Origin of the sequence: Verminephrobacter eiseniae EF01-2 (genome assembly GCF_000015565.1) — a bacterium.
GTDB classification, from domain to species: Bacteria; Pseudomonadota; Gammaproteobacteria; order Burkholderiales; family Burkholderiaceae_C; genus Acidovorax; species Acidovorax eiseniae.
In genome coordinates, this window is record NC_008786.1 from 5418590 (window position 1) to 5443415 (window position 24826).

The window sequence follows — 24826 nt, forward strand, 5'->3', positions numbered from 1 at the left end:
ACGCAGAGTGCGCCGAGAGTGCCGACGACCTTTCGCCAGCCGTTCCAGCCTTCAACCTTCAGCTTTCAGCCCTGCCCGGCCTTGTGCACGCCCAGCGAGAGGATCTCGCTGGCGTTGACGATGGCGGCGGCAATCTCTTCCATGGTCGTGCGCTTGCTCATCGCCTGTTCGCGGATCAGGTCGTAGGCCTGGCCTTCGGACACGTTGTGCGTCTTCATCAGCACGGCCTTGGCTTCGGTGAGTTGCCGCACGCCGAGCAGTTTGGCCTCGACCTTGCGCAGGCGCCGCGCGAGCGAGCGGCTTTCCTTGTGCGCCTCGCGCGCCACCACCAGCGCCGACAGCAGCCCGAACGAGCGCACCGGCGAAGGCAGCACCGCCTTGGCGCCGATCTCCAGCACGGCTTCGACGATGGTCGGGTTCTCGTAGGTGACGACCGCGATGATGGCAGGGGCGTCTTCGCTGTGCGCCCACTCGAAGCGCAGGTTGATGAAGTCTGGCTGCACCGCCATGAAGGCGACATCGATGCCTTCGGGCAGGACTTGCACCGGCGGCCAGAAGACTTGCACCTGGCAGCCGATGCGCTGCAACTGCTGCGTCAGTTGGCGCCCGTCTGCGTCGTCGGGGTGGAGCACCGCGATCTTCAGCAGCCGCAGCTCTTTCAATTGCGGCGAGGTCACCCGCAGGGTGTGTCTTTTCGGGGCTGCGCCGTCCGCCACGCTCAGACCTCCCGCCGGGCCGCGCCAAGGCAGGCTTGTGCTCCCTCGTCGGGGCAGGGTTCATCCCGGGCCTCCAGTGTGTCGAGCCTGGCCGTCCAGTCGCCCAGCGAATGGGTGACGAGGTACGGGTCGGGGTACACCGCGCGCGTGGCCTGCCGCACGATGGTGAATTGCCCGTGCGCATCGACCCGGCCCACGCGCGGGTAGAGGCAGGTGTGATGGTTGCTCGGGTCGATCTTCACGCGGCCCTGCGGTGCGTCGAACTCGCTGCCAAGGATGTGCGGCAGTATCTCCGCGATGCCATCGCTGCCCGCCTGCCGATAAGCGTTGGCGAAGATGTGCATCTGGAAATACGCAGCCTCCCAGCACAGGTTGGGCACGCAGCCGTCGCCGAAGCGTGCGCGCAGCCGCGCCAGGCAGATCCGGTTGGCGGCCGAGCCGATCGACTGGAAATACGGCGCAGCCGTGAAGTGCCCGGTGGCCACGCCATGGCCCATCTGCGAGATCTCGGCCTCCGAAGTGGTCAGGCTCGCGATCGGCATGGCCTTGGGGTCGAAGCCCGCCTCGGCATACGCGCGGTACAGGCTTGCGGTGGAATCGCCCACCACGGTCGAGAAGATGAAGTCGGGCCGCTTGTCGCGGATGTCGTCCATGATGGCGCGGTAGTCCTTTTCGGTGGCGTCCAGCGCCACATAGCGCTCGCCCAGTTTCTCGCTGCCGGGGCGCTGCAGCACCAGTTCGCCCATGATGCGGTTGGACTCGTAGGGGTAGATGTAGTCCGAGCCGATCAGGTACACGCGCGCACCGAAGTGCGTGGTCATGAACTCGGCCAGTTGCACGCTGTTTTGGTTCGGCGCGGCGCCGGTGTAGATCACGTTGCCCGAGTACTCGAAGCCCTCGTAGAGCGTGGGATAAAACAGCAGCTTGTTCCACTTCTCGATCACCGGAATCACGGCCTTGCGGCTGCTCGACATGTAGCAGCCGAAGATCACGTTGACGCGGTCCTGCACGATCAGTTTTTCGGCCAGTTGGGCGTAGCGCGCGGGGTTCGATTGCGGGTCGTGGCGCACGGCCACGATCTCGCGGCCATCGACGCCGCCGGCGGCGTTGATTTCCCCGATGGCCAGCAGCGCGCCCTGCAACTGCGACAGCCCGATGGTCGAGGTGACGCCGGTTTCCGAGTAGAGGATGCCGACGCGAATGGGGTCCTTGTCAGCCACTGGGGTGTCTCCTGGGTGTGTGGGCCATCATTTTTCCCCGGTTTGCCGGAGGCACATTCACCGTGCGCATGCGCGCCAGCCCGTCTGCGCTACGCGCCGCCATTGCCCTGGCACACGAGCCGCGCATGCATGCGTGCCAGGCGCGCCGGCAGGCTGCGCGCGTCGTGAACAGCGCAATAGTTGTGCCAGCCGAAGATGCGGCGCATGCAGGCATCGGCCGCGCTGTCCACTGCGATGCAGCCGGTGCGCACGCCGGCGGCGCGTGCTTCGGCCACGGCCATGCGGGCGTCTTCGATCAGGTACTGCGGGTCGTGCACGTCGATGTCGGAGGGCGCGCCGTCGGTCACCAGCAATAGCGCGCGCTGCCCGGCCGGCTCCGTGCGCAGGTGCGCGCTGGCATGGCGCAGCGCGGCGCCGATGCGCGTGGAATAGCGCCCGCGCAGCGCGCCTATCATGGCGCGCTCGTTCGCCTGGAGCGGCTTGCCGAATTCGAGCAGGCGGTAGTAGTACACCTCGTTGCGCGTGTTGGACGAAAAGCCGTGGATCGCCAGCCGGTCTGCGCTGTTGCGCGCATTCGATGCGGCCAGCAGCAGTGCGGCCTGCTTTTCGATGTCGAGCAGCGAACAGGTCTGGCCCGGCCCCGGGTGGTTCACCGACTCCGACAGGTCGAGCAGCACCAGCATGCTGGTCGCGCGCAGCACCTTGCCGGAGCGCATGAACAGGCGCGGATCAGGCCGCAGTCGCAGGCGCCGGTCGACCAGCGCCTCGATGGCCGCGTTCAGATCGACATCGTCGCCTTCCCACTGGCGGCGCAGCCGGCGCGTGCGCTCCAGGTGGCGCGCGCGTGGCAGCGCGGGCGGGGTGAGACGTTCGTCGTTCGCCGCCCTCTGTTCGCGCATCGACGAAAGGCCCTGCCATGCCGGCATCTTCTCGATCACCGTGCACCAGCCGGGCCGCAGGCGTTCCTGTTGGCGCTCCCATTCGGGGTAGCGGTAGCGGCCCAGTTCCAGTTCGGCGCCGCCTGCGGGGGACGGGCCGCTGCCGTCACCGGTGGCTTCGGCCGGCGGCGGCGGCCATGCGCCCGAGGCTTGCAGCGCGATGGTGTCGTCCGGCGGCGTTTGGGCCGCGCCGAAATCCCAGAGGTAGCTGTTGTCGTCGCGCCAGGGCGCCGGCACCGCGCAGTGCTGCGGGTCCAGGCGCACGCGCATCTGGCCGAGGTCGTTGGCGAGGATCGAGGCGATGGCGCGGAAGGCGGCGTAGTCCTCCAGCCCTGCGCGGGCCACGGTCGCGTCGAACAGGCGGCGCGCTTTGTTGACCCAGTGGTTGTCGTCCTGCCAGGCGGGCAGCATCAGCAGGCGGTCCATGCGCGCGATGAATGCCGCAAAGCCCAGGTCGGACGCATCGGGCGGCGGCGCCAAAGCGTCGACGAACCAGCGCCGGACACCGGGGAAGTCGCGGCACAGCAGTTGTTCGACCCGGGCGTCCTCGATGGCCGATGCCAGCGCGATGCCCATGGGCCCGAGCGGGCGTGCCGGCCTGGCGGGCGCCGAGTGCCGAAGATGCGCCGCCGCATGGGCGACCATCGCGCGGTGCAGTCGGGCGTCGCTGCCTTCGGGCAACAGCAGCCGCTTCGGCGTGAGCACGGCGCGCGCAAGCGGCGCGAGCGCGTTCAGCGGCAACCGGTTTGCGCTGCCCGGCACGGTGGCCAGCGGCTGCACCGCCATGTCGACACCGGCCAGCCCGCGCGCCAGCAGGCCCAGCGCGTCAAAGGTGAGGGCGTGGCCGTGGCTCATTCGAACTGCGCGGCGACGAAGCCCTGCAGCGCGCTGGCCATGTCAGGGTCATCGGTGAGCGCGCGTGCCATCGTCATGTCGCAACTGTCGCGTGGCGACACGCCATCGCGGATCAACAAGCCGGCGTAGATCAACATGCGCGTCGATATGCCTTCGTCGAGCCCGCGCTGCCTGAGCGCGCGCGAACAGCGCGCAATCGCCACCAGTTTCGCGGCCAGGTCGGTTCCGACCCCGGCCTCATGCGCGACGATCTCCGCTTCGAGGCCGCTGTCGGGGTAGTCGAACTCCAGCGCCGCGAAGCGCTGCCGTGTCGAAGGCTTCATGTCCTTCGCGCTGCTCTGGTAGCCGGGGTTGTACGACACCACCAGTTGGAAGTCGGGGTGCGCGCGCACCAGTTCGCCCTTCTTGTCGAGCGGCAGGATGCGGCGCGCGTCTGTCAGCGGGTGGATCACCACCGTCGTGTCCTGCCGCGCCTCGACCACCTCGTCGAGGTAGCAGATGCCGCCGTGGCGCACCGCCAGTGTCAGCGGGCCGTCATGCCAGGCCGTGCCATTGGCGTCGAGCAGATAGCGCCCGACGAGGTCGGAGGCCGTCATGTCTTCGTTGCACGCCAGCGTGACCAGTGGCCGCCCGAGCGACCACGCCATGTGCTCGACGAAGCGGGTCTTGCCACAGCCGGTCGGGCCTTTGAGGATCAGCGGCATGCGGTGGCGGTACGCCTGCTCGTAGAGCGCCACCTCATTGCCCGCAGGCCGGTAGAAAGGCTCGCGGTCGATGCGGTAGCTGGCAAGCAGATCGGGGCTGGCGGCGTTCATGGCGTGGCAAGCAGTTCCCTGGGGGCGGTCAAGCAGGTGTTTCCGTAGTCCATGGATCGATCGCGCCGGGGTTCAGCGGTGCCTGGCCGGCTCGTTCGGCAGGCCATCGATCGGGCACTCGGGCGTGCCGACCGTGGTGCGCGTGAACGACTCCACCATCTGGCGCGTGCCCTCGGGGTCGTTGATCCACTGCGTGTAGAAGTCGTAGGGGCAGGCCGCCAGGCCCTTGTCGCCGTCGCCCGAATGGATGGTGCCGGTGTAGCCCCGGTGCACGAGTTTGAACAGGTGGTTCTGCGACTGGCCGTTCTTGCGCGCATCGCGGATCAGGCCCATCGAGAGTTCGGCGTAGTTGATGCCCATCTCTTCCTCGCCGCATTCGCCGAGCGTGCGGCCGTCGAAGCCGATCAGCGCCGAGTGGCCGAAGTACGAGTACACGCCATCGAAACCGGCCGCGTTGGCCACCGCCACATAGGTGTTGTTCATGAAGGCCATGGCCTTGGACACCAGAATCTGCTGCTCCTTGGCCGGGTACATGTAGCCCTGGCAGCGGATGATGAGCTCGGCGCCGCGCATCGCGCAGTCGCGCCAGATCTCGGGGTAGTTGCCGTCGTCGCAGATGATCAGACTCATCTTCATGCCCTTGGGGCCTTCGCTGACGTAGGTGCAGTTGCCCGGATACCAGCCTTCGATGGGCACCCACGGCATGATCTTGCGGTACTTCTGCACGATCTCGCCCTTGTCGTTCATCAGGATCAGCGTGTTGTACGGCGCCTTGTTCGGGTGCTCTTCATGGCGCTCGCCGGTCAGCGAGAACACGCCCCAGACGCTGGCGCGGCGGCAGGCGTGCGCGAAGATCGCCGTTTCTTCGCCGGGCACGGTGGCGGCGGTGTCGTACATCTCCTTGGCGTCGTACATGATTCCGTGCGTGGAGTACTCCGGAAAGATCACCAGGTCCATGCCCGGCAGGCCTTTTTTCATGCCGACCAGCATCTCGCCGATCTTGCGGGCGTTGTCCAGCACCTCGGCCCTGGTGTGCAGGCGGGGCATCTTGTAGTTGACGACCGCGACGCCGACGCAATCGTTGCTGCTCGAAATATCACCATGTCTCATGACGCTGCTCCTGAAAGGGTGGTTGGGAAAAAATGCAAGGGGTCACACGGTCAGGAAGGACCTGACCTTGTCCTGGTCGAGGTTTGAGCGCGCTGCGTCGTGCACGATGCGTCCGCGGTCGATGACGAGAAAGCGGTCGGCCAGGTCGAGCGCGAAGCTCAGCACCTGCTCCGACACCACGATGGCAAAGCCGCGCTCGGCGCGCAGCAGGTTCAGCGTCTGCGCGATCTCCTCGATGATCGAAGGCTGGAGGCCCTCGGTCGGCTCATCGAGGATCAGCACCCGGGGCCTGGAGATCAGCGCGCGCGCCAGCGCCAGCATCTGCTGCTGGCCGCCCGAGAGGTTGCCGGCGCGGCGCTGTTTCATGTCCTCGAGCACGGGAAAGAAGCGGTAGATGTCATCGGGCACCGTGCGATGCCCCGACTTCGCTGCGCCCGAGAGGATGTTCTGCTCCACCGTCAGCAGCGGAAACACCATGCGCCCCTGCGGCACGAAGGCCAGGCCCTGCGCCACACGCTGGTAGCTCGGCAGCTTCGTGATGTCGGCGCCGTCCAGGCGGATGCTGCCGGCGCGCGCGGGCAAGAGGCCGATGAGCGATTTCAGCAGCGTGGTCTTGCCCATGCCGTTGCGCCCCATGATGGCGAGCGCCTCGTTCGGCGCGACACGCAGCGACAAATCGCGGATGACATTCGACTCGCCGTAGGCGACGTTCAGTTCGCAGACTTCGAGCATCTTTGCCATCTCCTTCAATGGCCGAGGTACACGGCGATCACGCGCGGGTCGGCCTGCACCTCGGCCGCCGTGCCTTCGCTCAGCAACCGGCCCTGGTGCAGCACCGTCACACGGTGCGCGATGCGTTTGACGAAATCCATGTCGTGCTCGATCACCACCACCGACTTGCCGGCCGAGATGCGCCGCAGCAGGTCGCCGGTCTGCTCGCGCTCGCGCGCGCTCATGCCGGCGACCGGTTCGTCGAGCAGCAGTAGTTCCGGCTCCTGCATCAGCAGCATTCCGATCTCCAGCCATTGCTTTTGGCCATGGCTGAGTTGTCCGGCGCGGTCGCCGATGCGCTCGCTCAGAAAGACCTGCCCGGCCATCGCATCGATGCGCGCGCGCAGTGCCGGCGTGCGGCGAAAGCCCAGCGACTGCAGCAGGCCGTGCATGCGCGGCAGCGAGAGCTCGAAGTTCTCCAACACCGTGAGGTCCTCATAGACCGAGGGCGTCTGGAACTTGCGGCCCACGCCGGTGCGCACGATCTCATACTCGTTCAGGCGGCCGAGGTCCTGGCCGTTGAACAGCACCCGGCCCGCGCTCGGCCGGGTCTTGCCGCAGATCATGTCCAGCAGCGTGGTCTTGCCCGCGCCGTTCGGGCCGATGATCACGCGCAGCTCGTTGCGCTCGACCGAGAGGCTCAGGCCGTCCACGGCCTTGAACCCGTCGAAGGAGACCGTGAGCCCCTCGACACGCAGAATCTGCTCGTTCGCATCGGCGAACCCCGCAGCCGCCTGCGGCAAGCTGCCGCCGGGCATGGCCAGCGCGATGCTCATGGCGCGGCCTGCGCGCTGCATCTACGCAGCAACGTCCGGCCCAGGCCGGCAAGGCCGTTCGGCATGGCCCAGACCACGAGGATGAAGACGGCACCCAGGAAGTACAGCCAGCCTTCGGGAAAAGTCTCCGACAGGTACGACTTGAGAAAACCGATCAGCAGCGCGCCGATCACCGCGCCCGGAATCGACAGCCGCCCGCCGACCGCCGCATAGATCACCATCTCCACCGAAGCGACCACGCCGATCACGCCCGGCGCGATCAACCCCACCTGCAGGCTGTAGAAGGCGCCCCCGATGGCCGACAGCACGGCGGCCAGCGCGAACACGAAGGCCTTCATGTGCGCCGTGTCGTAGCCGCTGAAGCGCACGCGGTCTTCCTTGTCGCGAATCGCGATCAGGATCTTGCCGAAGCGGCTGCGCACGATCACCAGCGACACGGCCATCACCAGCGCGATGGCCAGCACCTCGACGAAGTACATGACGCGCTTGGCATCGTCGCCGGTAATGTCCCGGCCCAGCAGCGTGCGGAAATCGGTGATGCCGTTGGCGCCGCCGGTCTCGCCCTGCTGGCCGACCACCACCACGGTGAGCGCCAGCGCCAGAGACAGCGTGACGATCGCGAAGTACACGCCGCTCACGCGCCGCTTGAAAATCGCGTAGGAAAACAGATACGCCAGCACGGCCGGAATCGCAAGGATGCCCGCGACAGTCCAGCCCAGCGAGTGAAATGGAATCCACCACCAGGGCAACTGCTCGACGCTGCTCCACACCATGAAGTCCGGCAGTTCGGGCGCCGAGGCTTCGAGCTTGAGGAACATGGCCATCATGTAGCCGCCGAGGCCGAAGAACATGCCCTGGCCCAGGCTCAGCACGCCGCCGTAGCCCCAGGTCAGCACCACGCCGACCGCGACGAACGCGAAAGCCAGGTACTTGCTCACGAGGTTCAGCCGGAAGGGGTCGAGCGTGGCCGGCAGCACGACGGCCAGTAGCAGCAGCACGGCGGCCATGCCGGCGAGATCGCCCTTGCGTTCAGCACAAAGCCGGTTGCGCATGCCGTCAACCCCGCGACCGTATCGCGAACAGCCCGTTGGGCCGCAGGCACAGCACCGCAATCGCCAGCAGCAAAATCGTGGCCCTGGCCATCGAGCCGCTCATCAGGTACTCCAGCCAGGTCTGCGCCTGCGCGATGGCAAAGCCCGAAAGGGCCGTGCCGATCAGGCTTTGCACGCCGCCGAACACCACCACGATGAACGCGTCGACGATGTAGAGCTGGCCGGTGCCGGGGTTGGTCGAGCCGATCATCGTGAACACCGCGCCCGCGATGCCCGCCAGGCCGCAACCGAGCGCGAAGGTCATCGCATCGACGCGGCGGGTGTCGATGCCCACCGCGCCGGCGATGGCGCGATTTTGCGTCACCGCGCGCACCTTCAGCCCCCACGGCGTGCGGTATAGCAGCAGGTACACGCCGATGGCGACGACGGCCGTCAGCCCGGCGATGAAGATGCGCGTCAGCGGCAACTGTATGCCCGCCGTCGGCTCCCACGCCCCCGCGAGCCACGAGGCCAGCGGCACGCTCACCTCCTGCGCGCCGAAGATGGAGCGGTAGGACTGCTGCAACATCAGGCTCAGGCCCCAGGTGGCCAGCAGCGTGTCCAGCGGCCGGTCGTAGAAAAAGCGGATGAAGCCGCGCTCGAGCAGATAGCCGAACGCGAAGGTCACGGCAAACGCGAACGGGATCGCGGCGAACAGGTACAGATCCATCCAGCCCGGCGCGAAGTGCCCGAAGAAACGCGCCGCCAGGTAGGTCATGTACGCGCCCAGCGCCATCAGCTCGCCGTGCGCCATGTTGATGACGCCCATCAGGCCGAACACGATGGCCAGCCCGATGGCCATCAGCAGCAAGATGGTGAACAGGCTCACGCCGTTGAACATCTGCATCACCGCAATGTCGAAGTTCATGTCGCCTGCCGCTGGTTGCCGGTTTGCGCTGGGCCGTCAGACCTTGGGGAAGGGGTTGGGCTCGATCAGTCCGGACGATTCCCACACGATGTCGAACTGGCCATCGGGCCGCGCACGGCCCACGCGCACCTTCTTCCATACATGGTGGTTGCTGGCGTGCACGCGCACCGTGCCTTCGGGCGCTTCGATCTCCACGCCGGCCGCGGCGGCCGTGACCTTGTCGACATCGAACGACTTGGCCTTCTCGGCCGCCAGTTTCCACAGATACACGCAGTTGTAGGCCACCTCCATCGGGTCGCCGATCACGCGCTCCGACCCATACTTGGCCTTGAAGGCTTGCACAAACTTCTCGTTGGCCGGCGACTCGATGCTCTGAAAGTAGCCCATGCAGGCGTAGTAGCCGGCGGCGTTGTCTTTGCCGATGCCTTCGATCTCGTTTTCCGACACCACGGTCGACAGCAGCACCTGCCTGGCGCCATCGAGTCCCGCTGCGCGCAGTTGCTTGTAGAAGGCCACGTTGGAGCCGCCCACCACCGTGCTGTAGATGCAGTCGGGCCTGGCGGCCTTGATCTTGTTGATGATCGACGAGAACTCGGTGTGGCCCAGCGGCGCATATTCCTCACCCACCACCTTGCCGCCGGCCTTGGTGATGGCCGGCTTGGCAATTTTGTTGCAGGTGCGCGGATAGATGTAGTCGGAGCCGACGAGGAAGAAGCTCTTGCCCTTCTCGCGCGCCATCCATTGGACCGCCGCGATCACCGACTGCGTGGCCTCCTGCGAGGGGTAGAACACGCGCTTGTCCTGCTCCTGGCCCTCGTAGTAGGTCGGGTAGAACAACAAGCCCTTGGCCTGGCTCAGCACCGGCAGCAGCGCCTTGCGCGAGGCCGAGGTGTAGCAGCCGATGATGGCCGCGACCTTGTCGCGCTCGAGCAGCTTGCGCGCCTTTTCGGCGAACACCGGGTTCTCGCTGGCGCCGTCTTCCACCACGGCCTCGATCTTCTTGCCCAGCACGCCGCCGGCGGCGTTGATCTGTTCGATGGCCAGTTTCTCGGCATCGACCAGCGCAGCCTCGGCGATGGCGATGGTGCCCGACAGCGAATGCAGCAGCCCGAGCTTGACGGTGGCACCGTCCTGCGCGGCGGCCAGCCTGGCGACACCGCCTGCGGCGCCCAGCACGATCATCGAGCCGCCGGTCTTGACGATCTGGCGGCGGTTGAAGGGGTTCGTCATGTCAAATTCCTTTGCTCTGTGTGGGCGCTGGTCATCGGGAACATCCGATCTTCGAAGCCGCGCATCGGGCGCCTTCTCCCGCCGCATGGCCGCTGCAAACGAGCCTGGAACGCCACCGGTTTTCTTCGGGCAAAGCTGCGCCACTGGATGACGCGCATCCGTTTGGCAAGGGCTTCGATGCGACCGAGAAAACAAAAAAGCCCGAACCGGTGTTGAAACCGATTCGGGCTTTATTGCCCGACGCCTCGCTGGCAGCATTGGCAGCGGGTGTCGTATGACTGGTAACGATTGCTCGTTGGGGCGGATTCTTCTCAATTCAGCCCGGCATGAATATAAGCGTTTTCCCTAGTTGTCTAAAGTGCAAAATATGTACATAAGGCGCTCGATGCGCTGACGATCGGCCCGTCGCGCTGCCCGGTTGCCGCCCAGCCAGGCCATCGCCATTTTCGGCCCGACTCCGACCCGACTCCGGCCCGACCCCAGCGTATTCCCCGGCGGATGCGACTCTCGCTTGCATACCCGGCAACCGACGGCAGCGCGCCAGCTTGTCCGGCACCAGCACCAGCACCAGCAGCCAGGCGCAGGCGGTGTGTTTGCGCCAATGTCGTCATGTCGTCATGTCGTCCTGACAGCCGGGCGGCTGAGTATCTGCGCAAACATGTCGTGATCGACATTGCCGCCCGATAATGCCAGGCCGACGCGCAGTCCCGCCAGGCGCGGGCGAATCTGCATGGCCGCTGCCAGCGCCGCCGCGCCAGCACCTTCGGCGACGTTGTGGGTGGCGGTGAAATAGAGTTTCATGGCGGCGGCCACTTCGTCGTCGCTCACCGCCATGATTTCCTCAACCTGATCGGAAATCACTGCCAGCGAGGATTCGTCCGGCACGCGGCAGGCCACGCCATCGGCGATGAGCGTCGTCACCGGCGACTCCACCTTGCTGCGACTCTCAAACGATAGCTTGTACGCCAGCGCATGGGCCGACACCACACCGATGATGCGCGTGCGCAGATTCAATGCGCGCCGGGCAGCCACGGCAGCGCATATTTCCGAACCCTGCCCAATCGGCACGAACAACACATCCAGATCAGGCTGCGCGCGCAGCAACTCCATCCAGCAAGTCGCCACGCCGCAGACCAGATCGCGGTGAAAGGAGGGGATCATATGCAAGGCATCGCGCTGCGCCAGCATCACGGCATGCTCGCGGCTTTCCTGAAATTCCTTGCCATGCTCGACCAAGGTCACGCCGAGAGCGCGCATGGCGGCATTCTTTTCCTTGCTGTTGCCGTGCGGGACCACGATGGTGGCGGCGATGCCATAGCGGCGCGCCGCAAAACCGACCGACTGCCCGTGATTGCCGCGGGTGGCCGAAATCACACCGCTGGCACGCCGCTCTTGCAGATAGACCAGGCCGCCGCGCACCTTGAAGGCGCCAGTCGGCGTATGGTTCTCGTGCTTGACCCAGGTCTCGGTGCCGAGCGCGGCATTGAGCAAGGGCCAGGAATATTGCGGCGTCGCCGGCATGGCGGCATACACGAGCTTGGCGGCTTGTTCTATCTCGGCGTGGCCTGGCAGCAACAAATCATTCATGTTTCATCCCCTGTGTCCGAAAAACTGGTTAAAAATACAGCTACTGGATTGAAAAACAGTTGTACGCCACTGTCACCGACACCACCGGAGGCCCCCCATGCTCGACAACCCGAAACTCACCGCCCGCCAGCAACAAGTCCTGGACCTGATCCAGAACACCATGGCACGCACCGGCGCCCCTCCTACCCGCGCAGAAATCGCAGCCGAACTGGGCTTCAAGTCAGCCAACGCCGCCGAAGAGCATCTGCAAGCCCTGGCCCGCAAAGGCGCGATCGAACTGGTCAGCGGCACCTCACGCGGCATCCGCCTGCATAGCGAAACGCTGCGCTCCATCCATGCCGCCCGCTCCGGCCCATCCGGCGCAGGCAACCCCGGTTCGTCGCCATGGGTGCTGCCGCTGATCGGGCGCGTGGCAGCCGGCTCGCCCATTCTCGCGCAAGAGCATGTAGAGCAGACCTACAGCGTGGAAAACGGCCTGTTCCAGCACAAGCCGGACTACCTGCTCAAAGTGCGCGGCATGTCGATGCGCGACGCCGGCATCATCGACGGCGACCTGCTCGCCGTGCAAGCCACCCGTGAGGCGCGCAACGGCCAAATCATCGTCGCCCGCCTGGGGGACGATGTCACCGTCAAGCGCCTGCGCCGCACCGCCAGCACCATCGAACTGCTGCCCGAAAACCCCGATTACCCGGTGATCGTGGTCCAGCCCGGCGAGCCTTTCGAAATCGAAGGCCTGGCCGTCGGGCTGATCCGCAACACCATGCTGATGTAAACCCAAGGCAAGGCCACACCGCTGCCTTAAGCGCTATCAGCATGAAAGTGTAGATAGCCGTAAGAATCAGGACGAAATCCGATAGTTCGATGCCAAAGACGGTCGCCACCGAAAACACTGGCGGGCAGGTTTACCTTGGCTGCGAATGCGCCGGCTGATTCTGTGTTTTCAATGGGGTTCATTTGGGAACCGATTTCAATGGCAGGGGCAAATCGTGAAAAAAATCATCATCTACATCATCATCGCGGCGGCTGTTTTGTTGGCATTTAATCTAACTTGGCAAAATGGCCACACTTCTGGCTGGCAATTCTTCAATGAACACATGAAGAAGGACCTCGAACAGACCCATGTTCCTGAAGAACTGTACAACGAAGTGAGTGAGCGACTTTGGCAGTGCCAACAGCAGCAGCAGCCGCCGCATCTGCGGCAGGAGCGGTGGCAGTGGCAGAATTGGCAGAGTGAGCGGCAGGAGATGGAGCTGCAGCAACGGCTGAATGCGCAGCATCTGAAGAATTTGCAGCAGCAGCATCTGAAGGATCCGCAGCAGGACGGCAAGCCCGCTGGCCGTTAATATGGGTTTCTGGAGTTTACCATAGCCGCAATCAATAATGGAAGGCGACTAATCCGAAGGCAAGAGGGAAAGTTTCCTTCTTGCCTTTTTCGTGTATTCGTCTTCGTCCTCGCCGTCCAAGGCATCGACCAGCAGACCCCGGGCGGTGTTGACTTTGTTGGGCGTACCAGGCAGTCATTCGGTGTCAGACAAGTTTTGATGTCGTATTCGTCAAGTTTCCCATTATCGGCAAGTTTTTTTGCCAATTCAGGTTCATTCGATGCCTTCCTGAATCCATAGACCGCAATTGGTATTTTTGCAATGACCAGTCAAATGATTTAACTGGGTTTTGCATGTGCCTCGAACGTGGTTTTATCATTAATCCTGTCGCTTTGAAAATCAACGGTTCTTGGAGAAAGCCATAATCATGAAGGTCAAAGCCGTGCTGGCGCGCCCGCGCCTGCTCGCATCCGCTGGATCTCCAACGCCGTCTTGCGCTTTTGTTCCGCCACGCGCTGCTCGTCGGCGTGTTTGTCTGCAAGCAGACGGTCATACCGATGAGCGCAACGCCCTGGTAGCGGGGTTGCGCCCACCCCAACAGCCGTCGCAGCCGCCATTACAGCGTCCACTACAACCCGCGCGCAGCCACTGGCCCTTCATGGTCCGGCCGGCAGACCCCGGCAGACCATATCCCCGAAGCGCCGGCGCAACCATCCGCTCCCACCGCCCGGCCAGCCCGGGAACTGCGCCACAGGGCAGACCCCGGCACCGGACCGCCTGGTCATCACCGGGCGCATGGCCGATGTGTGCGCGCAACGGGGCCGGCTGGCCGCTGCCCAGGCGCTACAGGCTCGATGTCGGCCGCGCCAAGCGGGCCTCTGACGCGCTACGGCTGGCCGCGCCAAGGCACAATGGCGGGATGAATATTGTGATTCTCGACGACTACCAGGACGCGGTGCGCAAACTGCATTGCGCCTCCCGGCTCGATGCGTACACCGCCAAGGTCTACACCAACACGGTCAAAGGGCTGGGCCAGCTCTCCGTGCGCCTGAGGGATGCCGACATCATCGTGCTGATCAGGGAACGCTCCCAGATCACGCGCCAACTGGTCGAAAAGCTCCCACGGCTCAAGCTCATTGCGCAAACCGGCAAGATCGCAGGCCATGTCGATGTCGCTGCCTGCACCGAGCGCGGCATTGCCGTGGCAGAAGGCGTGGGCTCCCCGGTGGCCCCGGCAGAACTGACCTGGACCCTGGTCATGGCGGCCATGCGCAGGCTACCGCAGTACATCGCCAATCTCAAGCATGGCGCCTGGCAGCAGTCGGGCCTGAAGAGCGCGTCCATGCCCACCAACTTCGGCATTGGCAGCGTGCTGCGCGGCAAGACGCTGGGAATCTGGGGCTACGGCCGCGTTGGTCAGATCGTGGCCGGTTATGGCCGGGCGTTTGGCATGAATGTGCGTATCTGGGGCCGTGAGCCCTCACGCGCGCAAGCGTTGACGGATGGCTACCAGGCGGCCAGCACACGCGAGGAGTTCTTCTCCCAGTGCGATGTCATCTCGCTGCACCTGCGGCTGAGCGACGAGACGCAGGGCATCATCTCGCTGGAGGATCTTTCGTGCATGAAAACCACATCGTTGCTGATCAATACATCGCGCGCCGAACTGATCAAGCCCGACGTACTGATCGCCGCACTGAATCGCGGCCGCCCCGGCATGGCCGCCGTTGACGTGTTCGAGAGCGAGCCCATCATGCAAGGCCATGCCCTCTTGCGGCTCGAAAACTGCATCTGCACGCCGCACATCGGCTATGTCGAGCAAGACAGCTACGAACTGTACTTTGGCGCGGCATTCGACAACGTGGTGAACTTCATCAAGGGCACCCCGACCAATATCGTGAACCCGGGCGCGCTGCAGGTGCGGCGTTGAAGCCCCCGAAGCACCTTCACCTTCGGCGCGGCGCCCGGGTTCTTGGGTCCATCGGGGGGATGGTGACGGCGATTCTGATGCAGCGGTCATCGGGCGCAGACGCGCACGCGTGACCCGCCCAGGCGCTGCCACCTGCGGCAATCACAGCGGGGTTTTCTTGCCGTCCTTGAACGAGTACAGCGTGAAGGGAGGGTCCTTCATTTCGCCATTGGGCTCGAAAACGATCGTCGTCGTCACGCCCCTGAAGTTGGACTTGGCCAACTCATTCAGGTAGACCTTGGGGTCGACGGAGTTGGCGCGCTTCATCGCGTCGACCAGCAACATCGTGGCGTCATAGATGTAGGGGCTGTACACCTGAAACTGTCCAGGGTACTTGGCGTCGTACCTGGCCTTCCAGGCCAGGCCGCCAGGCATCTTGTCCAGCGAAGCACCGCCTTCGGCGCAGATCACGTTGTCCAGGGTCTTGGCACCGCCCGACAGCTTGGCGATTTCGTTCGTGCAAGCGCCGTCGCCACCGAAAAACTTCATGCGGACCATGCCCAACTGTTCCATTTGGCGCAGCATCGGGCCGGCCTGGGGGTCCATGCCGCCGTAGAACACGGCGTCGGGATTTTTCGCCTTGATGGCGGTCAGTATGGCCATGAAGTCGGTGGCCTTGTCGGTCGTGAACTGCTCGTCGACCACCTGCATGCCCTTGGCGATGGCGGTCTTTTTGAACACCTCGGCCACACCTTGGCCGTAAGCGGTGCGGTCGTCGATGACAGCGACGGTCTTGAGCTTGAGATGGTCCACCGCGTAGGACGCCAGACCCGCACCCAGGGTGTTGTCGTTGGCGATGATGCGAAAGGTGGTTTTGTAGCCCGGCTTGGTCAGGTTGGGGTTGGTCGCAGCGCCTGTCACCATCGGAATGCCGCAATCGTTGTAGATCTTGGACGCCGGAATGGTGGTGCCGGAGTTCAGGTGACCGATAACGCCAGCAACATGGGAGTCGCACAGTTTTTGTGCCACGGCTGCGCCTTGCTTGGGGTCGGCCGCGTCATCTTCGGCCTGCAACTCGAACTTGATTTTCTTGCCCCCGATGCTGATGCCCTGGGTGTTGAGTTCTTCGATGGCCATGCGGGCGCCGTTTTCGTTGTCCTTGCCGGAATGGGCTTGGGGGCCGGAGATCGGAGCCACATGGCCAATCTTGACCACCTGCTCTTGTGCCAGGGCCGTGCCAACCACGGTCGTCGCAGCGGCCAGCATCAGATGTTTCAGTTTCAATTGCATAAACCCTCCAACTTTGGTGAAAAGAGACATCGGGAATCCGTTCCGTGCCTCCATGAAAAGTGAACATAACGCAGTTTGCAGACCGGATGATCAAGAAAAACATTTGATTTCAAGGGTAAACCACAAAGGGAATACCCTGATCAGTGCTTGGCAGCAGAAGGCGCGCCGGTGCCATTGACTCCAATGGCACCGCTGACGCAAGGCGCGGTCGAGCGCATCCAAAAGATGGGCGCCTGCTTGTTGCAGGCCCACCCAACAGGTCGCATCGCCCGCCCAGTCCTGAATGAGCCGATTGGACAGACCAGCAAACGGCAGGATGGCCGTGGCGGTGAAAAGCCCGGCCGGCCTCGGCAAAGCCCTGGCACGGGCCTAGTGTCGCGTCACCGATCATCTGTCGGTCTGCGCTGGCCATCGAAGCGCATCGCGGCGTTGCATCGCTTGCCAATACAGCTCGGTATGGGCTGCGCGATGCGCCTTGCGCTGCGCTCCGATGGCTGCGCGCAGCCTACGACATCTGACCGGTGACGCGACACTAGTTCTACCGCTCCAATGGCGTTCAGAGGCCCCCTGCCGCAGGCGTGATAAGCCATGCCGATCGAAACATCGGATCAAACGATTTGCACTGATCTGCCCGAAGGCGAACCATTGGCACCCGAACGGCCCGCGCCGTTCCTGCCAGGCGCCGCCCGGCGCCGCAGCGTTCGAATCACTATTTCCGGAGACAAAACATGGCGAAGATCGTTTGCGTGCTGTATGACGACCCCGTAACCGGCGACCCCAAGACCTACGCCCGTGACAGCCTGCCCAGGCTGGAGCGTTACCCCGATGGCCAGACCCTGCCCACCCCCAGGGCCATCGACTTCCAGCCGGGCACCCTGCTCGGCAGCGTGTCTGGCGAGTTGGGGCTGCGCAAGTATCTGGAATCCAACGGCCACAAACTGGTCGTGACATCGAGCAAGGACGGCGCCGATAGCGTGCTGGACCGCGAACTGCACGATGCCGAGATCGTGATTTCCCAGCCCTTCTGGCCCGCCTACATGACCGCCGAGCGCATCGCCAGGGCGCCCAGGCTGAAGATGATCGTGACGGCAGGCATCGGCTCCGACCACACCGACCTGCAAGCCGCGATGGAGCGTGGCGTGACCGTGGCCGAAGTCACTTACTGCAACAGCAACAGCGTGGCCGAGCATGTCGTGATGATGACCTTGAGCCTGGTGCGCAACTACATCCCCTCGTACAACCGGGTCGTCAAAGGCGGCTGGAACATCGCCGACTGTGTGCAGCGCTCCTACGACCTCGAAGGCATGCAGGTCGGCAGCGTTGCGGCGGGCCGCATTGGTCTGCGCGTGTTGCGCCTGCTCAAGCCCTTCGATGTCAAGCTGCATTACCTGGATCGCCATCGCCTGCCGGAAGCCATCGAAAAAGAGCTCCATCTGACGCACCACAGCAGCCTGGAAAGTCTGACCAAGGTGTGTGACGTGGTCTCGCTGAATTGCCCGCTGCACCCCGAAACCGAGCACATGATCAACGCGCAGTCGCTGAAGAACTTCAAACGCGGCGCCTACCTGATCAACACGGCACGCGGCAAGCTGTGCGACCGCGATGCGGTGGCGGCGGCGCTGGAGAGCGGCCAGCTCGCTGGCTATGCGGGCGACGTGTGGTTCCCGCAACCCGCGCCGAAAGACCACCCGTGGCGCAGCATGCCGCACCACGGCATGACGCCGCACATCTCCGGCACCAGCCTGTCGGCGCAAGCACGCTACGCCGCTGGCACGCGCGAAATCCTGGAGTGCTACTTCGAGAACCGGCCAATCCGTGATGAATACCTGATCGTGCAAGGTGGCAAGCTGGCTGGCGTTGGCGCGCACTCGTACAGCGCCGGCAACGCGACCAAGGGGTCGGAAGAAGCCGCCCGCTTCAGGAAGTAGGCTCCGTGCCAGTCTCATCCGCGACGCCCCTCAAGCGGGTCGGCGTGTCGCGGTGCAACCCAGATCGCCAGCATCCTGCTGGCCGGTTTGGGCGTGTTCCTGGCGCTGACCAGCATCGGCGTGCTGGCCCTATCGACCGGCGGCGCATGGGTGCTCGGCTCCTTCGGTGCTTCCTGCGTCTTGCACGATTTCTACACCAAGGCGTGTGCGGGATGATAATCTCGAATCGGGATAACCCGTTTCGGGATATATCATGCCCGGATGGTCAAGTCCCTCCACACTCCAGAATATGAATATTTCCGAACGCTCTTGGTCGCTGTTCGCGAAAAAGCCAGGCTAACCCCGTCGGAAGTTTCGAATCGCCTGTCTCGCCCTCAGTCCTTCGTCGCCAAATATGAAGGAGGCGAACGCCGATTGGATGTGCTTGAGTTCATTGAAGTCTGCAAGGCTCTGGATGTCGATCCGCATGTCGTTTTGGCCAAGCTGCAAAGCAAGGTAGGCGAATGAACACGCAAGAAGTCATCGCTCTCGCCCGTGAACACTTGCGCGGTTTGGTTGGTCATCGGTTCGACATTCTGGAAGTCGTCAAACCGGTCTCGCCGGCAGTGGCTGTCAACTTGGCAAAGATTATTTCCAAGCTCTCTCCGCTAGTAGGAAATTTGATTGAGTTCAATAGCTGCGAGTATTTAAACGATCAGGAATCACAATCCGCCGGACTATCTCGTGCTTGAGCCTGGCGATACCACGACACGCACGAGCAACCCGCAGCAGACAAATACGAACAGATACAAATTTCAGGGGACGCCGGAGCCATTGCGCGAGGCGCAAGCCTTGGTGCCATCCTGGGCGGGCAACGGCGCTGCCTATCTTCCTGCGCCAGCGCATCAAAAACTGCTGCGCGAGTTGATGAACCGCTTCCCGTACCGGCTGGATACCAACTTCGCCAAAATGGACCGCATTGCTCACGCGGACATTGAAGCATTCAAGGAACGTGTCTATGCGACTGAATTCCACGGGCATACCATCGGAGCATGGAAACGGCTGCTGGCGCACGGCGATGAGGACGCGATAAGGCGCGGGTTGGAAATTCAATTCAATATTCGTGACGAGGGACGCCCCGTCGTCAAGTGATCTACATGCAGTGCTCAAGGCTGTCGCCGAGGCAAAGAGTAACGTCACCGTCAGTCCAGCGCGTTATCTTGGGTGCCGTGGCCAGCGTGACCACCTGCCACGGCCCACCGTGCTGGTCGGCGTGTTCTTCTTCGGTTCAACAAGCGTGTCGGTCATGGGTGCATCCTGTTCAATCCTGTTTTGGGATATCGTACCGAAGCGCTGACCAAATTGCCAGTGCCGTGTCATATTCAGTTTGAAATTCAGTTTGAAATCAAGGCAGAAAGCCATCGACCCACCCCTGCAAATCAAGCTCGCGAAAGCTGCGCATCGCCGCATCCAGCAAAGGCCCGTGCGCCTGCTGTTTGAGCAGCACGAGGCCGATGTCCCGTTGCAACTGGGGGGTCATCGGTAGCGCAAAAAGTCTCTTTTCTGAATCATCCAGACACAGCACGCTGTGCGGCAGGATGCTGTAGAGGCCGGCATGCCGCACATGGGCACATAACGCAGTCATCGAGTCGGTTTCGACAACCGGGGCCGCCTCGGCACCTGCGGCGGCAAATGCGGCGTTCATGCCGCGGCGACATTGCAAGTTGTCGGTGAACAGGCACAGGGGCAAAGTGGCCGCCTGCGTCCACGGCATGAATGTCATGCCCTCGAACATCGCCGCATCTGCGGCAACCAGCATATAGCGCTCACGAAAGACGGGCACGCTGTCAAACTCGCCCAGGCGTTCATCATCCAGATAGCTCAGCCCCAAATCCAGCTCGAAGTTTGCGATCTTGCGCAAGGTCTGTGCCGCCGATAGCGTGTGAATCGCGTGCCGCATGCGGGGAAAGCGTTGCAGGCAGGCTTGCGTAAGCATCGGGACCAGGGGCAGCGAAGCGGGGATGGCGCCCATGCGCAAAATGCCAACCGGGTCATTCTCCCCGGCCCGCGCATCCTGGCGCAGCCCTTCGCAATCGGCCAGCACCCGTCTGGCCCACGCCAGCACCCGCTCGCCATCCCGGGTAAAGCCCTGGAAGCGCCGGCCGCGCTGAACGATGACGATGCCCAATTCCTGCTCGATGCTGCGAATGGCGCCGGACAATGCCGGCTGCGAGACATTGCAGGCAGCGGCAGCGCGGCCAAAATGCTGCTCCCGCGCCAGCGCCACCACGTAATTCAATTGTCTGATGAACATGGCCTGCGTTCCGGGCTACCGGACAAGCGACAGGGCAAAGCCGTCCCCGCCCTTGCTGCCCGCAGTCTGCAACGCCGTGGAAGATGGCCCCGGGCTTGAGGACAGCGCGCCATCCTCCGGGGTCGGCTTCTCGTTGCCCGGCAGATCGATGGCATCCCGGGGTTCATGGTCTTGTTTCATGTCTCCTTGCCCACTGCTCGACGGTTTTCTCTACCCAGGCCCATGGGGGTGACTGCGTGCCCGCCGCTGCCGTCATATCCTTCAGAATATAGCGTGCTGCAAAGGACCGCTGCGCGAACCGGCGGCGAAGAGCACATGCAGAGCCAGCCCTTGGCAGCAGAAATCGCGCCACGGGCCCCGCTACGCGGCCCGTCGGGCACCGCTGCGCGCCAGCAGCGCGGAGAACATGCGGCAACAAAAAAGGCTTCCCGTCGGAAGCCTTGTGCGCGCCCCCGGCAATTACAGCGGGGTCTTCTTGCCGCCCTTGAACGAGTACAGCGTGAAGGGAGGGTTCTTCATCTCGCCATTGGGTTCGAAAACGATCGTCGTCGTCACGCCCTTGAAGTTGGACTTGGCCAACTCGTTCAGGTAGACCTTGGGGTCGGCGGAGTTGGCGCGCTTCATCGCGTCGACCATCAACATCGTGGCGTCATAAACGTAGGGGGCGTAAATCTGGTACTGGCCGGGGTACTTGGCGTCGTATTTGGCCTTCCAGGCCAGGCCGCCAGGCATCTTGGCCAGCGAAGCACCGCCTTCGGCGCAGATCACGTTGTCCAGGGTCTTGGCATTGCCCGACAGCCTGATGAGTTCGATCGTGCAGGCGCCGTCGCCACCGAAGAACTTCATGCGGACCATGCCCAACTGTTCCATTTGGCGCAGCATCGGGCCGGCCTGGGGGTCCATGCCGCCGTAGAACACGGCGTCGGGATTTTTCGCCTTGATGGCGGTCAGTATGGCCATGAAGTCGGTGGCCTTGTCGGTCGTGAACTGCTCGTCGACCACCTTGATGCCCTTGGCGATGGCGGTCTTTTTGAACACCTCGGCCACACCTTGGCCGTAAGCGGTGCGGTCGTCGATGACGGCGACGGTCTTGAGCTTGAGCTGCTCGGCCGCGTAGTCTGCCAGACCTGCCCCCAGGGTGCTGTCGCTGGCGATGATGCGAAAGGTGGTTTTGTAGCCCGGCTTGGTCAGGTTGGGGTTGGTCGCCGAGCCTGTCACCATCGGAATGCCGCAGTCGTTGTAGATCTTGGACGCCGGAATGGTGGTGCCGGAGTTCAGGTGACCGATAACGCCAGCGACATGGGAGTCGCACAGTTTTTGCGCCACGGCTGCGCCCTGCTTGGGGTCGGCCGCGTCATCTTCGGCCTGCAACTCGAATTTGATTTTCTTGCCCCCGATGCTGATGCCCTGGGTGTTGAGTTCTTCGATGGCCATGCGGGCGCCGTTTTCGTTGTCCTTTCCGTAGTGGGCTTGGGGGCCGGAAAGCGGAGCCACATGGCCGATCTTGACCACCTGCTCCTGTGCCAAGGCCACGCCTGCAGTTGCCGCCACGGCGGCGGCCAGCACGATCAGTTTCAACTTCAATTGCATCATCAAACCTCCAGTGAAAAAAAACGCTGAGTATCCATCCCGTGTCTGAACGGGAAGCGGACGTATCGCAATTTGCAAGCCCGATCGTCAAAACCCGACGACAGGGGCGCACCACCGCCCTGTCTGCCTTTGTCACCCCTTGGCATCAGGGGATGCACCACGGGTGCCCATGGCGCCGCTGGCGCCACTGAGTCCTGCGGCGCCAGCGGCCCGCCCATCGGCCACCGCCTCGCGGACCATGGCTTCGATCTCTGCGCGCAGCCCGGGTAGCACCGTGTCGGCGAGCGTTTCGCGCAGGCGCTGTTCCAGCAGTTTGTCCACATGCTGCAGCACGCGCTGCAACAGCTGCTCTTGCCTGTCCTCGGGCAATGGGCGGGCCGGGGCTGCGGCCGGCGCAGCGTCGGTCTGCGGCACCACTTCGGTGAGTGTGGGCACGAAGCGCGGCGGCGTTTTGGGCGGCAGCACCATCAAAGAGCTTTCGGCACCAGGTCATGGCGCGTGATGGCCAGCCCCAATGATGCATAGTGGCGCCAACGGGCGCGCGCCTCGGTGCGGTCGGCCGGGTCTTGGGCACTGACCACTTCGACCAGCCGGTCAAACCGTTCAAAGCCTTGCGGGACTTGGGGTTGCAGGTTCAGCAGCACCTCGTGGTGCGCCGTGCTGCGCGCATCCTGCGCCAGCAGCACCGCTGAGGCCGCCAGCAGTTCCTGGTCTGCGTCGTCGCGGCAATGGGCCACGAAGTCCTGGGGCTCCAGCGCCCACAGCATGCGGTCCAGGGCCGCCAGCATCTGCGCGGGCGCAGCGATGACCAGGCGGGCGTCGCTGCGCTGCACCTTGCGCGCAAAGCGGCAGGCGTAGGCCAGTTTGTCCGGTGCGTTGAAGTGGAAAGCGACCTCGGTCATGGCGCTGTGCGCTTCAGGCCGCCTTGGCTGCGGCCCGTGCGCTTGGCTGCGGGCCTGGCGGCCGGTGCAGCAGGTGCAGCAGGTGCGGCAGGTGCAACGGGTGCCTGCTGGGCCATGGCCTCGGCCTGGGCCAGCAGGTAGTGCACCAGCAGGCCCACCGGGCGCCCCGTGGCTCCTTTGGCGGGGCCGCTCTTGTACGCAATGCCGGCAATGTCCAGATGCGCCCAGCGCATGCCAGCGACAAATTTCTGCAAAAACTTGGCGGCGGTGATCGCGCCGCCGGAACGGCCGGCGGTATTGCCCATGTCGGCAAAATGGCTCTTCAGGCCATCGGCATAGTCGTCGTCCAAAGGCATGCGCCAGCAAGGATCGAGCGCCGCTTCGCCCGCTTCATACAGGCTGACGGCCAGGTCATCGTCATTGGCAAACAGTCCACTGCGCACGCCTGCCAGCGCCACCACGCAGGCGCCGGTCAGCGTGGCAATGTCGATCACGGCGGCGGGCTTGAAGCGGGCGGCATAGGTCAGCGCGTCGCACAGGATCAGCCGCCCTTCGGCATCGGTGTTGAGGATCTCTATGGTCTGCCCGCTCATGCTGGTGACCACGTCGCCGGGCTTGATGGCACGCCCATCGGGCAGGTTCTCGCACGCGGGGATCAACCCCAGCACATTGATCGCCGGCTGGAGTTCGCCCAAGGCCCGGAACACCCCCAGCACGCTGGCCGCGCCGCACATGTCGAACTTCATTTCGTCCATTTCGGGCGCGGGTTTGATCGAGATGCCGCCGCTATCGAAGGTGATGCCTTTGCCCACCAGCACGATAGGCGCCTGGTCTTTTGCCGCTGCGCTGTAGCGCAATTCGATGAAGCGCAGCGGCTGCTCGGAGCCGCGCGCCACGGCCACGAATGCGCCCATGCCAAGGCGCCTGACCTGGGCCGGGCCATGGACTTTGCACTGGATATGAGGCAGCCGGCCCAGCGTTTTGGCGGCATCGGCCAACAAACTGGGGGTGGCATGGTTGGCCGGCCGGTTGCTCCATTCGCGCGCGAATTCCACACCCGCCACCAGGGCCACGCCGCAGTCGAACCCTGGGCGCGCCCCGGCGGCATCGGGCACCCCCAGCACGCAGCGGCTCAGGCTGCGCGCCTCGGCCTTGGACTTGGTGGTGGTGTAGACGTAGCTGGCTTCGGCCACCGCCTGCACGGCGGCGCTGGCGACGCCGGCCTTGAGCGCAGCCGCAAAGCACAGCACCAGGCGCTTGGTCTGGGGTTTTTTGATCTCGGCTCCCAGCGCCAGCAGGGCCTGGCGCACCGCGCGGGCCGTGCCGTCGCCAACACCGAGCAGAATCACCCGGCGCGCAGCCACCGCCGGCACCTGGTACAACTGCAAGTGCTTGCCCGCTTTCAGCAGCAGGTCGCCGTTCTTGAGCGCCAGCGCGGCCAGCGTGGACAGTGCATCCTGGCCGGGCGTAAAACCCTCGGGGATCAGCACGAGCAGCAGGTCGCATTTCTCGGCTGCCGCTGCGGCCAGTTCAAGGGTTTTGAGATCGAAGTTCATAATCGGCGCTTTCCTTTTTCCATGAGGCGATGCGTCACCCATGAGACGGGCGCGGCCCACGC

Annotated in this window: 29 protein-coding genes; 11 read left to right on the forward strand and 18 right to left on the reverse strand. The window is 64.0% G+C overall.

All coding sequences use genetic code 11. From position 1 onward, the window contains the following. Positions 1-65: 65 nt before the first annotated feature. The 10 genes from VEIS_RS23765 to urtA all read right to left on the reverse strand — a co-directional run bounded on the left by VEIS_RS23765 (position 66) and on the right by urtA (position 10390). Positions 66-716, reverse strand: coding sequence for an ANTAR domain-containing response regulator (locus VEIS_RS23765; RefSeq protein ID WP_011812567.1), 651 nt, complete (start codon positions 714-716; stop codon positions 66-68). A gap of 2 nt (positions 717-718) precedes the next feature. Further along, positions 719-1936, reverse strand: a complete 1218-nt coding sequence (locus VEIS_RS23770) for an ABC transporter substrate-binding protein (RefSeq protein ID WP_011812568.1) — start codon at positions 1934-1936, stop codon at positions 719-721. A gap of 89 nt (positions 1937-2025) precedes the next feature. Further along, positions 2026-3729, reverse strand: a complete 1704-nt coding sequence (locus VEIS_RS23775) for a VWA domain-containing protein (RefSeq protein ID WP_041950321.1) — start codon at positions 3727-3729, stop codon at positions 2026-2028. After that, positions 3726-4544, reverse strand: coding sequence for a CbbQ/NirQ/NorQ/GpvN family protein (locus VEIS_RS23780; protein ID WP_011812570.1), 819 nt, complete (start codon positions 4542-4544; stop codon positions 3726-3728). The genes VEIS_RS23775 and VEIS_RS23780 overlap by 4 nt, the downstream gene beginning before the upstream one ends. Positions 4545-4616: 72 nt before the next feature. Beyond that, positions 4617-5654: an aliphatic amidase gene (locus VEIS_RS23785; RefSeq protein ID WP_011812571.1), complete on the reverse strand. Its 1038-nt coding sequence runs from the start codon at positions 5652-5654 to the stop codon at positions 4617-4619. Between the two features lie 42 nt (positions 5655-5696). After that, positions 5697-6386, reverse strand: coding sequence for an urea ABC transporter ATP-binding subunit UrtE (urtE, locus tag VEIS_RS23790; RefSeq protein ID WP_011812572.1), 690 nt, complete (start codon positions 6384-6386; stop codon positions 5697-5699). Between the two features lie 14 nt (positions 6387-6400). After that, a complete protein-coding gene (gene urtD, locus VEIS_RS23795) occupies positions 6401-7183 on the reverse strand; it encodes an urea ABC transporter ATP-binding protein UrtD (RefSeq protein WP_049774122.1) in 783 nt (260 codons plus the stop codon). Positions 7184-7197: 14 nt separating this feature from the next. Then, positions 7198-8253: an urea ABC transporter permease subunit UrtC gene (gene urtC / locus VEIS_RS23800; protein ID WP_011812574.1), complete on the reverse strand. Its 1056-nt coding sequence runs from the start codon at positions 8251-8253 to the stop codon at positions 7198-7200. Positions 8254-8257: 4 nt separating this feature from the next. Next, the gene (gene urtB / locus VEIS_RS23805) at positions 8258-9160 is read right to left on the reverse strand and encodes an urea ABC transporter permease subunit UrtB (protein ID WP_011812575.1); all 903 of its coding nucleotides are present in this window, start codon (positions 9158-9160) and stop codon (positions 8258-8260) included. A gap of 36 nt (positions 9161-9196) precedes the next feature. Next, positions 9197-10390 carry an urea ABC transporter substrate-binding protein gene (urtA, locus tag VEIS_RS23810; protein WP_011812576.1) on the reverse strand — a complete coding sequence of 398 codons (1194 nt, stop codon included), beginning with the start codon at positions 10388-10390 and terminating at the stop codon, positions 9197-9199. A 20-nt stretch (positions 10391-10410) separates the two neighbouring features. On the opposite strand from urtA, the gene VEIS_RS23815 reads away from it, so the two are divergent. Beyond that, positions 10411-10668 carry a hypothetical protein gene (locus VEIS_RS23815; protein WP_041950322.1) on the forward strand — a complete coding sequence of 86 codons (258 nt, stop codon included), beginning with the start codon at positions 10411-10413 and terminating at the stop codon, positions 10666-10668. Positions 10669-11005: 337 nt separating this feature from the next. On the opposite strand, the gene VEIS_RS23820 is transcribed toward VEIS_RS23815, so the two are convergent. Then, on the reverse strand, positions 11006-11977 hold the full coding sequence (locus tag VEIS_RS23820) for a threonine dehydratase (protein WP_011812577.1): 972 nt from the start codon (positions 11975-11977) through the stop codon (positions 11006-11008). A gap of 97 nt (positions 11978-12074) precedes the next feature. Between VEIS_RS23820 and lexA the strand changes: the two genes are divergently transcribed. From lexA to VEIS_RS23835, 3 genes are all read left to right on the forward strand, one after another. After that, positions 12075-12749, forward strand: coding sequence for a transcriptional repressor LexA (gene lexA / locus VEIS_RS23825; protein WP_011812578.1), 675 nt, complete (start codon positions 12075-12077; stop codon positions 12747-12749). A 214-nt stretch (positions 12750-12963) separates the two neighbouring features. Beyond that, positions 12964-13320, forward strand: a complete 357-nt coding sequence (locus VEIS_RS25045; RefSeq protein WP_157048658.1) for a hypothetical protein — start codon at positions 12964-12966, stop codon at positions 13318-13320. An 898-nt stretch (positions 13321-14218) separates the two neighbouring features. Next, positions 14219-15226, forward strand: a complete 1008-nt coding sequence (locus VEIS_RS23835) for a D-2-hydroxyacid dehydrogenase family protein (protein WP_011812579.1) — start codon at positions 14219-14221, stop codon at positions 15224-15226. A 141-nt stretch (positions 15227-15367) separates the two neighbouring features. Here the strand turns inward: VEIS_RS23835 and VEIS_RS23840 are convergent, their stop codons facing one another. Beyond that, the gene (locus tag VEIS_RS23840; RefSeq protein ID WP_011812580.1) at positions 15368-16495 is read right to left on the reverse strand and encodes a branched-chain amino acid ABC transporter substrate-binding protein; all 1128 of its coding nucleotides are present in this window, start codon (positions 16493-16495) and stop codon (positions 15368-15370) included. A 372-nt stretch (positions 16496-16867) separates the two neighbouring features. Here VEIS_RS23840 and VEIS_RS27915 point away from each other — a divergent pair, with 372 nt between their 5' ends. From VEIS_RS27915 to VEIS_RS30065, 7 genes are all read left to right on the forward strand, one after another. Then, positions 16868-17020: a hypothetical protein gene (locus VEIS_RS27915; RefSeq protein ID WP_157048417.1), complete on the forward strand. Its 153-nt coding sequence runs from the start codon at positions 16868-16870 to the stop codon at positions 17018-17020. Between the two features lie 203 nt (positions 17021-17223). Further along, a complete protein-coding gene (locus VEIS_RS23845) occupies positions 17224-18423 on the forward strand; it encodes an NAD-dependent formate dehydrogenase (protein ID WP_011812581.1) in 1200 nt (399 codons plus the stop codon). Positions 18424-18516: 93 nt separating this feature from the next. Further along, a complete protein-coding gene (locus VEIS_RS31295) occupies positions 18517-18639 on the forward strand; it encodes a hypothetical protein (protein ID WP_265259782.1) in 123 nt (40 codons plus the stop codon). A 45-nt stretch (positions 18640-18684) separates the two neighbouring features. After that, a complete protein-coding gene (locus tag VEIS_RS27345; RefSeq protein ID WP_011812582.1) occupies positions 18685-18930 on the forward strand; it encodes a helix-turn-helix domain-containing protein in 246 nt (81 codons plus the stop codon). Then, positions 18927-19154: a hypothetical protein gene (locus VEIS_RS30055; RefSeq protein WP_198137930.1), complete on the forward strand. Its 228-nt coding sequence runs from the start codon at positions 18927-18929 to the stop codon at positions 19152-19154. The genes VEIS_RS27345 and VEIS_RS30055 overlap by 4 nt, the downstream gene beginning before the upstream one ends. After that, entirely contained in the window at positions 19147-19554 is a 408-nt protein-coding gene (locus VEIS_RS30060) for a hypothetical protein (RefSeq protein ID WP_198137931.1), read from the forward strand. The genes VEIS_RS30055 and VEIS_RS30060 overlap by 8 nt, the downstream gene beginning before the upstream one ends. A gap of 10 nt (positions 19555-19564) precedes the next feature. After that, a complete protein-coding gene (locus VEIS_RS30065) occupies positions 19565-19759 on the forward strand; it encodes a hypothetical protein (protein WP_198137932.1) in 195 nt (64 codons plus the stop codon). A 48-nt stretch (positions 19760-19807) separates the two neighbouring features. Here the strand turns inward: VEIS_RS30065 and VEIS_RS23855 are convergent, their stop codons facing one another. The 6 genes from VEIS_RS23855 to VEIS_RS23875 all read right to left on the reverse strand — a co-directional run bounded on the left by VEIS_RS23855 (position 19808) and on the right by VEIS_RS23875 (position 24764). After that, positions 19808-20716, reverse strand: coding sequence for a LysR family transcriptional regulator (locus VEIS_RS23855; RefSeq protein WP_011812584.1), 909 nt, complete (start codon positions 20714-20716; stop codon positions 19808-19810). 15 nt (positions 20717-20731) lie between these two features. Beyond that, complete coding sequence (locus VEIS_RS30070) at positions 20732-20896, reverse strand: hypothetical protein (RefSeq protein WP_198137933.1); 165 nt, start codon at positions 20894-20896, stop codon at positions 20732-20734. A gap of 279 nt (positions 20897-21175) precedes the next feature. After that, complete coding sequence (locus VEIS_RS23860; protein WP_011812585.1) at positions 21176-22306, reverse strand: branched-chain amino acid ABC transporter substrate-binding protein; 1131 nt, start codon at positions 22304-22306, stop codon at positions 21176-21178. 132 nt (positions 22307-22438) lie between these two features. After that, on the reverse strand, positions 22439-22774 hold the full coding sequence (locus tag VEIS_RS27355) for a hypothetical protein (RefSeq protein ID WP_011812586.1): 336 nt from the start codon (positions 22772-22774) through the stop codon (positions 22439-22441). Continuing rightward, positions 22774-23208, reverse strand: coding sequence for a DNA polymerase III subunit chi (locus VEIS_RS23870; RefSeq protein WP_011812587.1), 435 nt, complete (start codon positions 23206-23208; stop codon positions 22774-22776). Before VEIS_RS23870 ends, VEIS_RS27355 begins: the two co-directional genes overlap by 1 nt. Further along, positions 23205-24764 (reverse strand): leucyl aminopeptidase, encoded by a 1560-nt coding sequence (locus tag VEIS_RS23875; protein ID WP_011812588.1) that lies wholly within the window; start codon positions 24762-24764, stop codon positions 23205-23207. The genes VEIS_RS23870 and VEIS_RS23875 overlap by 4 nt, the downstream gene beginning before the upstream one ends. Positions 24765-24826 lie beyond the last annotated feature (62 nt).

Coding starts and splice junctions, on each gene's coding strand:
- VEIS_RS23775 (WP_041950321.1), bottom strand. CDS start 3,729: ATGAGCCACGGCCACGCCCTCACCTTTGACGCGCTGGGCCTGCTGGCG.
- VEIS_RS23820 (WP_011812577.1), bottom strand. CDS start 11,977: ATGAATGATTTGTTGCTGCCAGGCCACGCCGAGATAGAACAAGCCGCC.
- VEIS_RS23860 (WP_011812585.1), bottom strand. CDS start 22,306: ATGCAATTGAAGTTGAAACTGATCGTGCTGGCCGCCGCCGTGGCGGCA.
- urtD (WP_049774122.1), bottom strand. CDS start 7,183: ATGCCCGGCGGCAGCTTGCCGCAGGCGGCTGCGGGGTTCGCCGATGCG.
- VEIS_RS23835 (WP_011812579.1), top strand. CDS start 14,219: ATGAATATTGTGATTCTCGACGACTACCAGGACGCGGTGCGCAAACTG.
- urtB (WP_011812575.1), bottom strand. CDS start 9,160: ATGAACTTCGACATTGCGGTGATGCAGATGTTCAACGGCGTGAGCCTG.
- VEIS_RS27355 (WP_011812586.1), bottom strand. CDS start 22,774: ATGGTGCTGCCGCCCAAAACGCCGCCGCGCTTCGTGCCCACACTCACC.
- VEIS_RS27345 (WP_011812582.1), top strand. CDS start 18,685: ATGGTCAAGTCCCTCCACACTCCAGAATATGAATATTTCCGAACGCTC.
- VEIS_RS23875 (WP_011812588.1), bottom strand. CDS start 24,764: ATGAACTTCGATCTCAAAACCCTTGAACTGGCCGCAGCGGCAGCCGAG.
- VEIS_RS23785 (WP_011812571.1), bottom strand. CDS start 5,654: ATGAGACATGGTGATATTTCGAGCAGCAACGATTGCGTCGGCGTCGCG.
- lexA (WP_011812578.1), top strand. CDS start 12,075: ATGCTCGACAACCCGAAACTCACCGCCCGCCAGCAACAAGTCCTGGAC.
- urtC (WP_011812574.1), bottom strand. CDS start 8,253: ATGCGCAACCGGCTTTGTGCTGAACGCAAGGGCGATCTCGCCGGCATG.
- VEIS_RS23780 (WP_011812570.1), bottom strand. CDS start 4,544: ATGAACGCCGCCAGCCCCGATCTGCTTGCCAGCTACCGCATCGACCGC.
- VEIS_RS23855 (WP_011812584.1), bottom strand. CDS start 20,716: ATGTTCATCAGACAATTGAATTACGTGGTGGCGCTGGCGCGGGAGCAG.
- VEIS_RS23845 (WP_011812581.1), top strand. CDS start 17,224: ATGGCGAAGATCGTTTGCGTGCTGTATGACGACCCCGTAACCGGCGAC.
- VEIS_RS30070 (WP_198137933.1), bottom strand. CDS start 20,896: ATGAAACAAGACCATGAACCCCGGGATGCCATCGATCTGCCGGGCAAC.
- VEIS_RS23870 (WP_011812587.1), bottom strand. CDS start 23,208: ATGACCGAGGTCGCTTTCCACTTCAACGCACCGGACAAACTGGCCTAC.
- VEIS_RS30055 (WP_198137930.1), top strand. CDS start 18,927: ATGAACACGCAAGAAGTCATCGCTCTCGCCCGTGAACACTTGCGCGGT.
- urtE (WP_011812572.1), bottom strand. CDS start 6,386: ATGCTCGAAGTCTGCGAACTGAACGTCGCCTACGGCGAGTCGAATGTC.
- VEIS_RS23840 (WP_011812580.1), bottom strand. CDS start 16,495: ATGCAATTGAAACTGAAACATCTGATGCTGGCCGCTGCGACGACCGTG.
- urtA (WP_011812576.1), bottom strand. CDS start 10,390: ATGACGAACCCCTTCAACCGCCGCCAGATCGTCAAGACCGGCGGCTCG.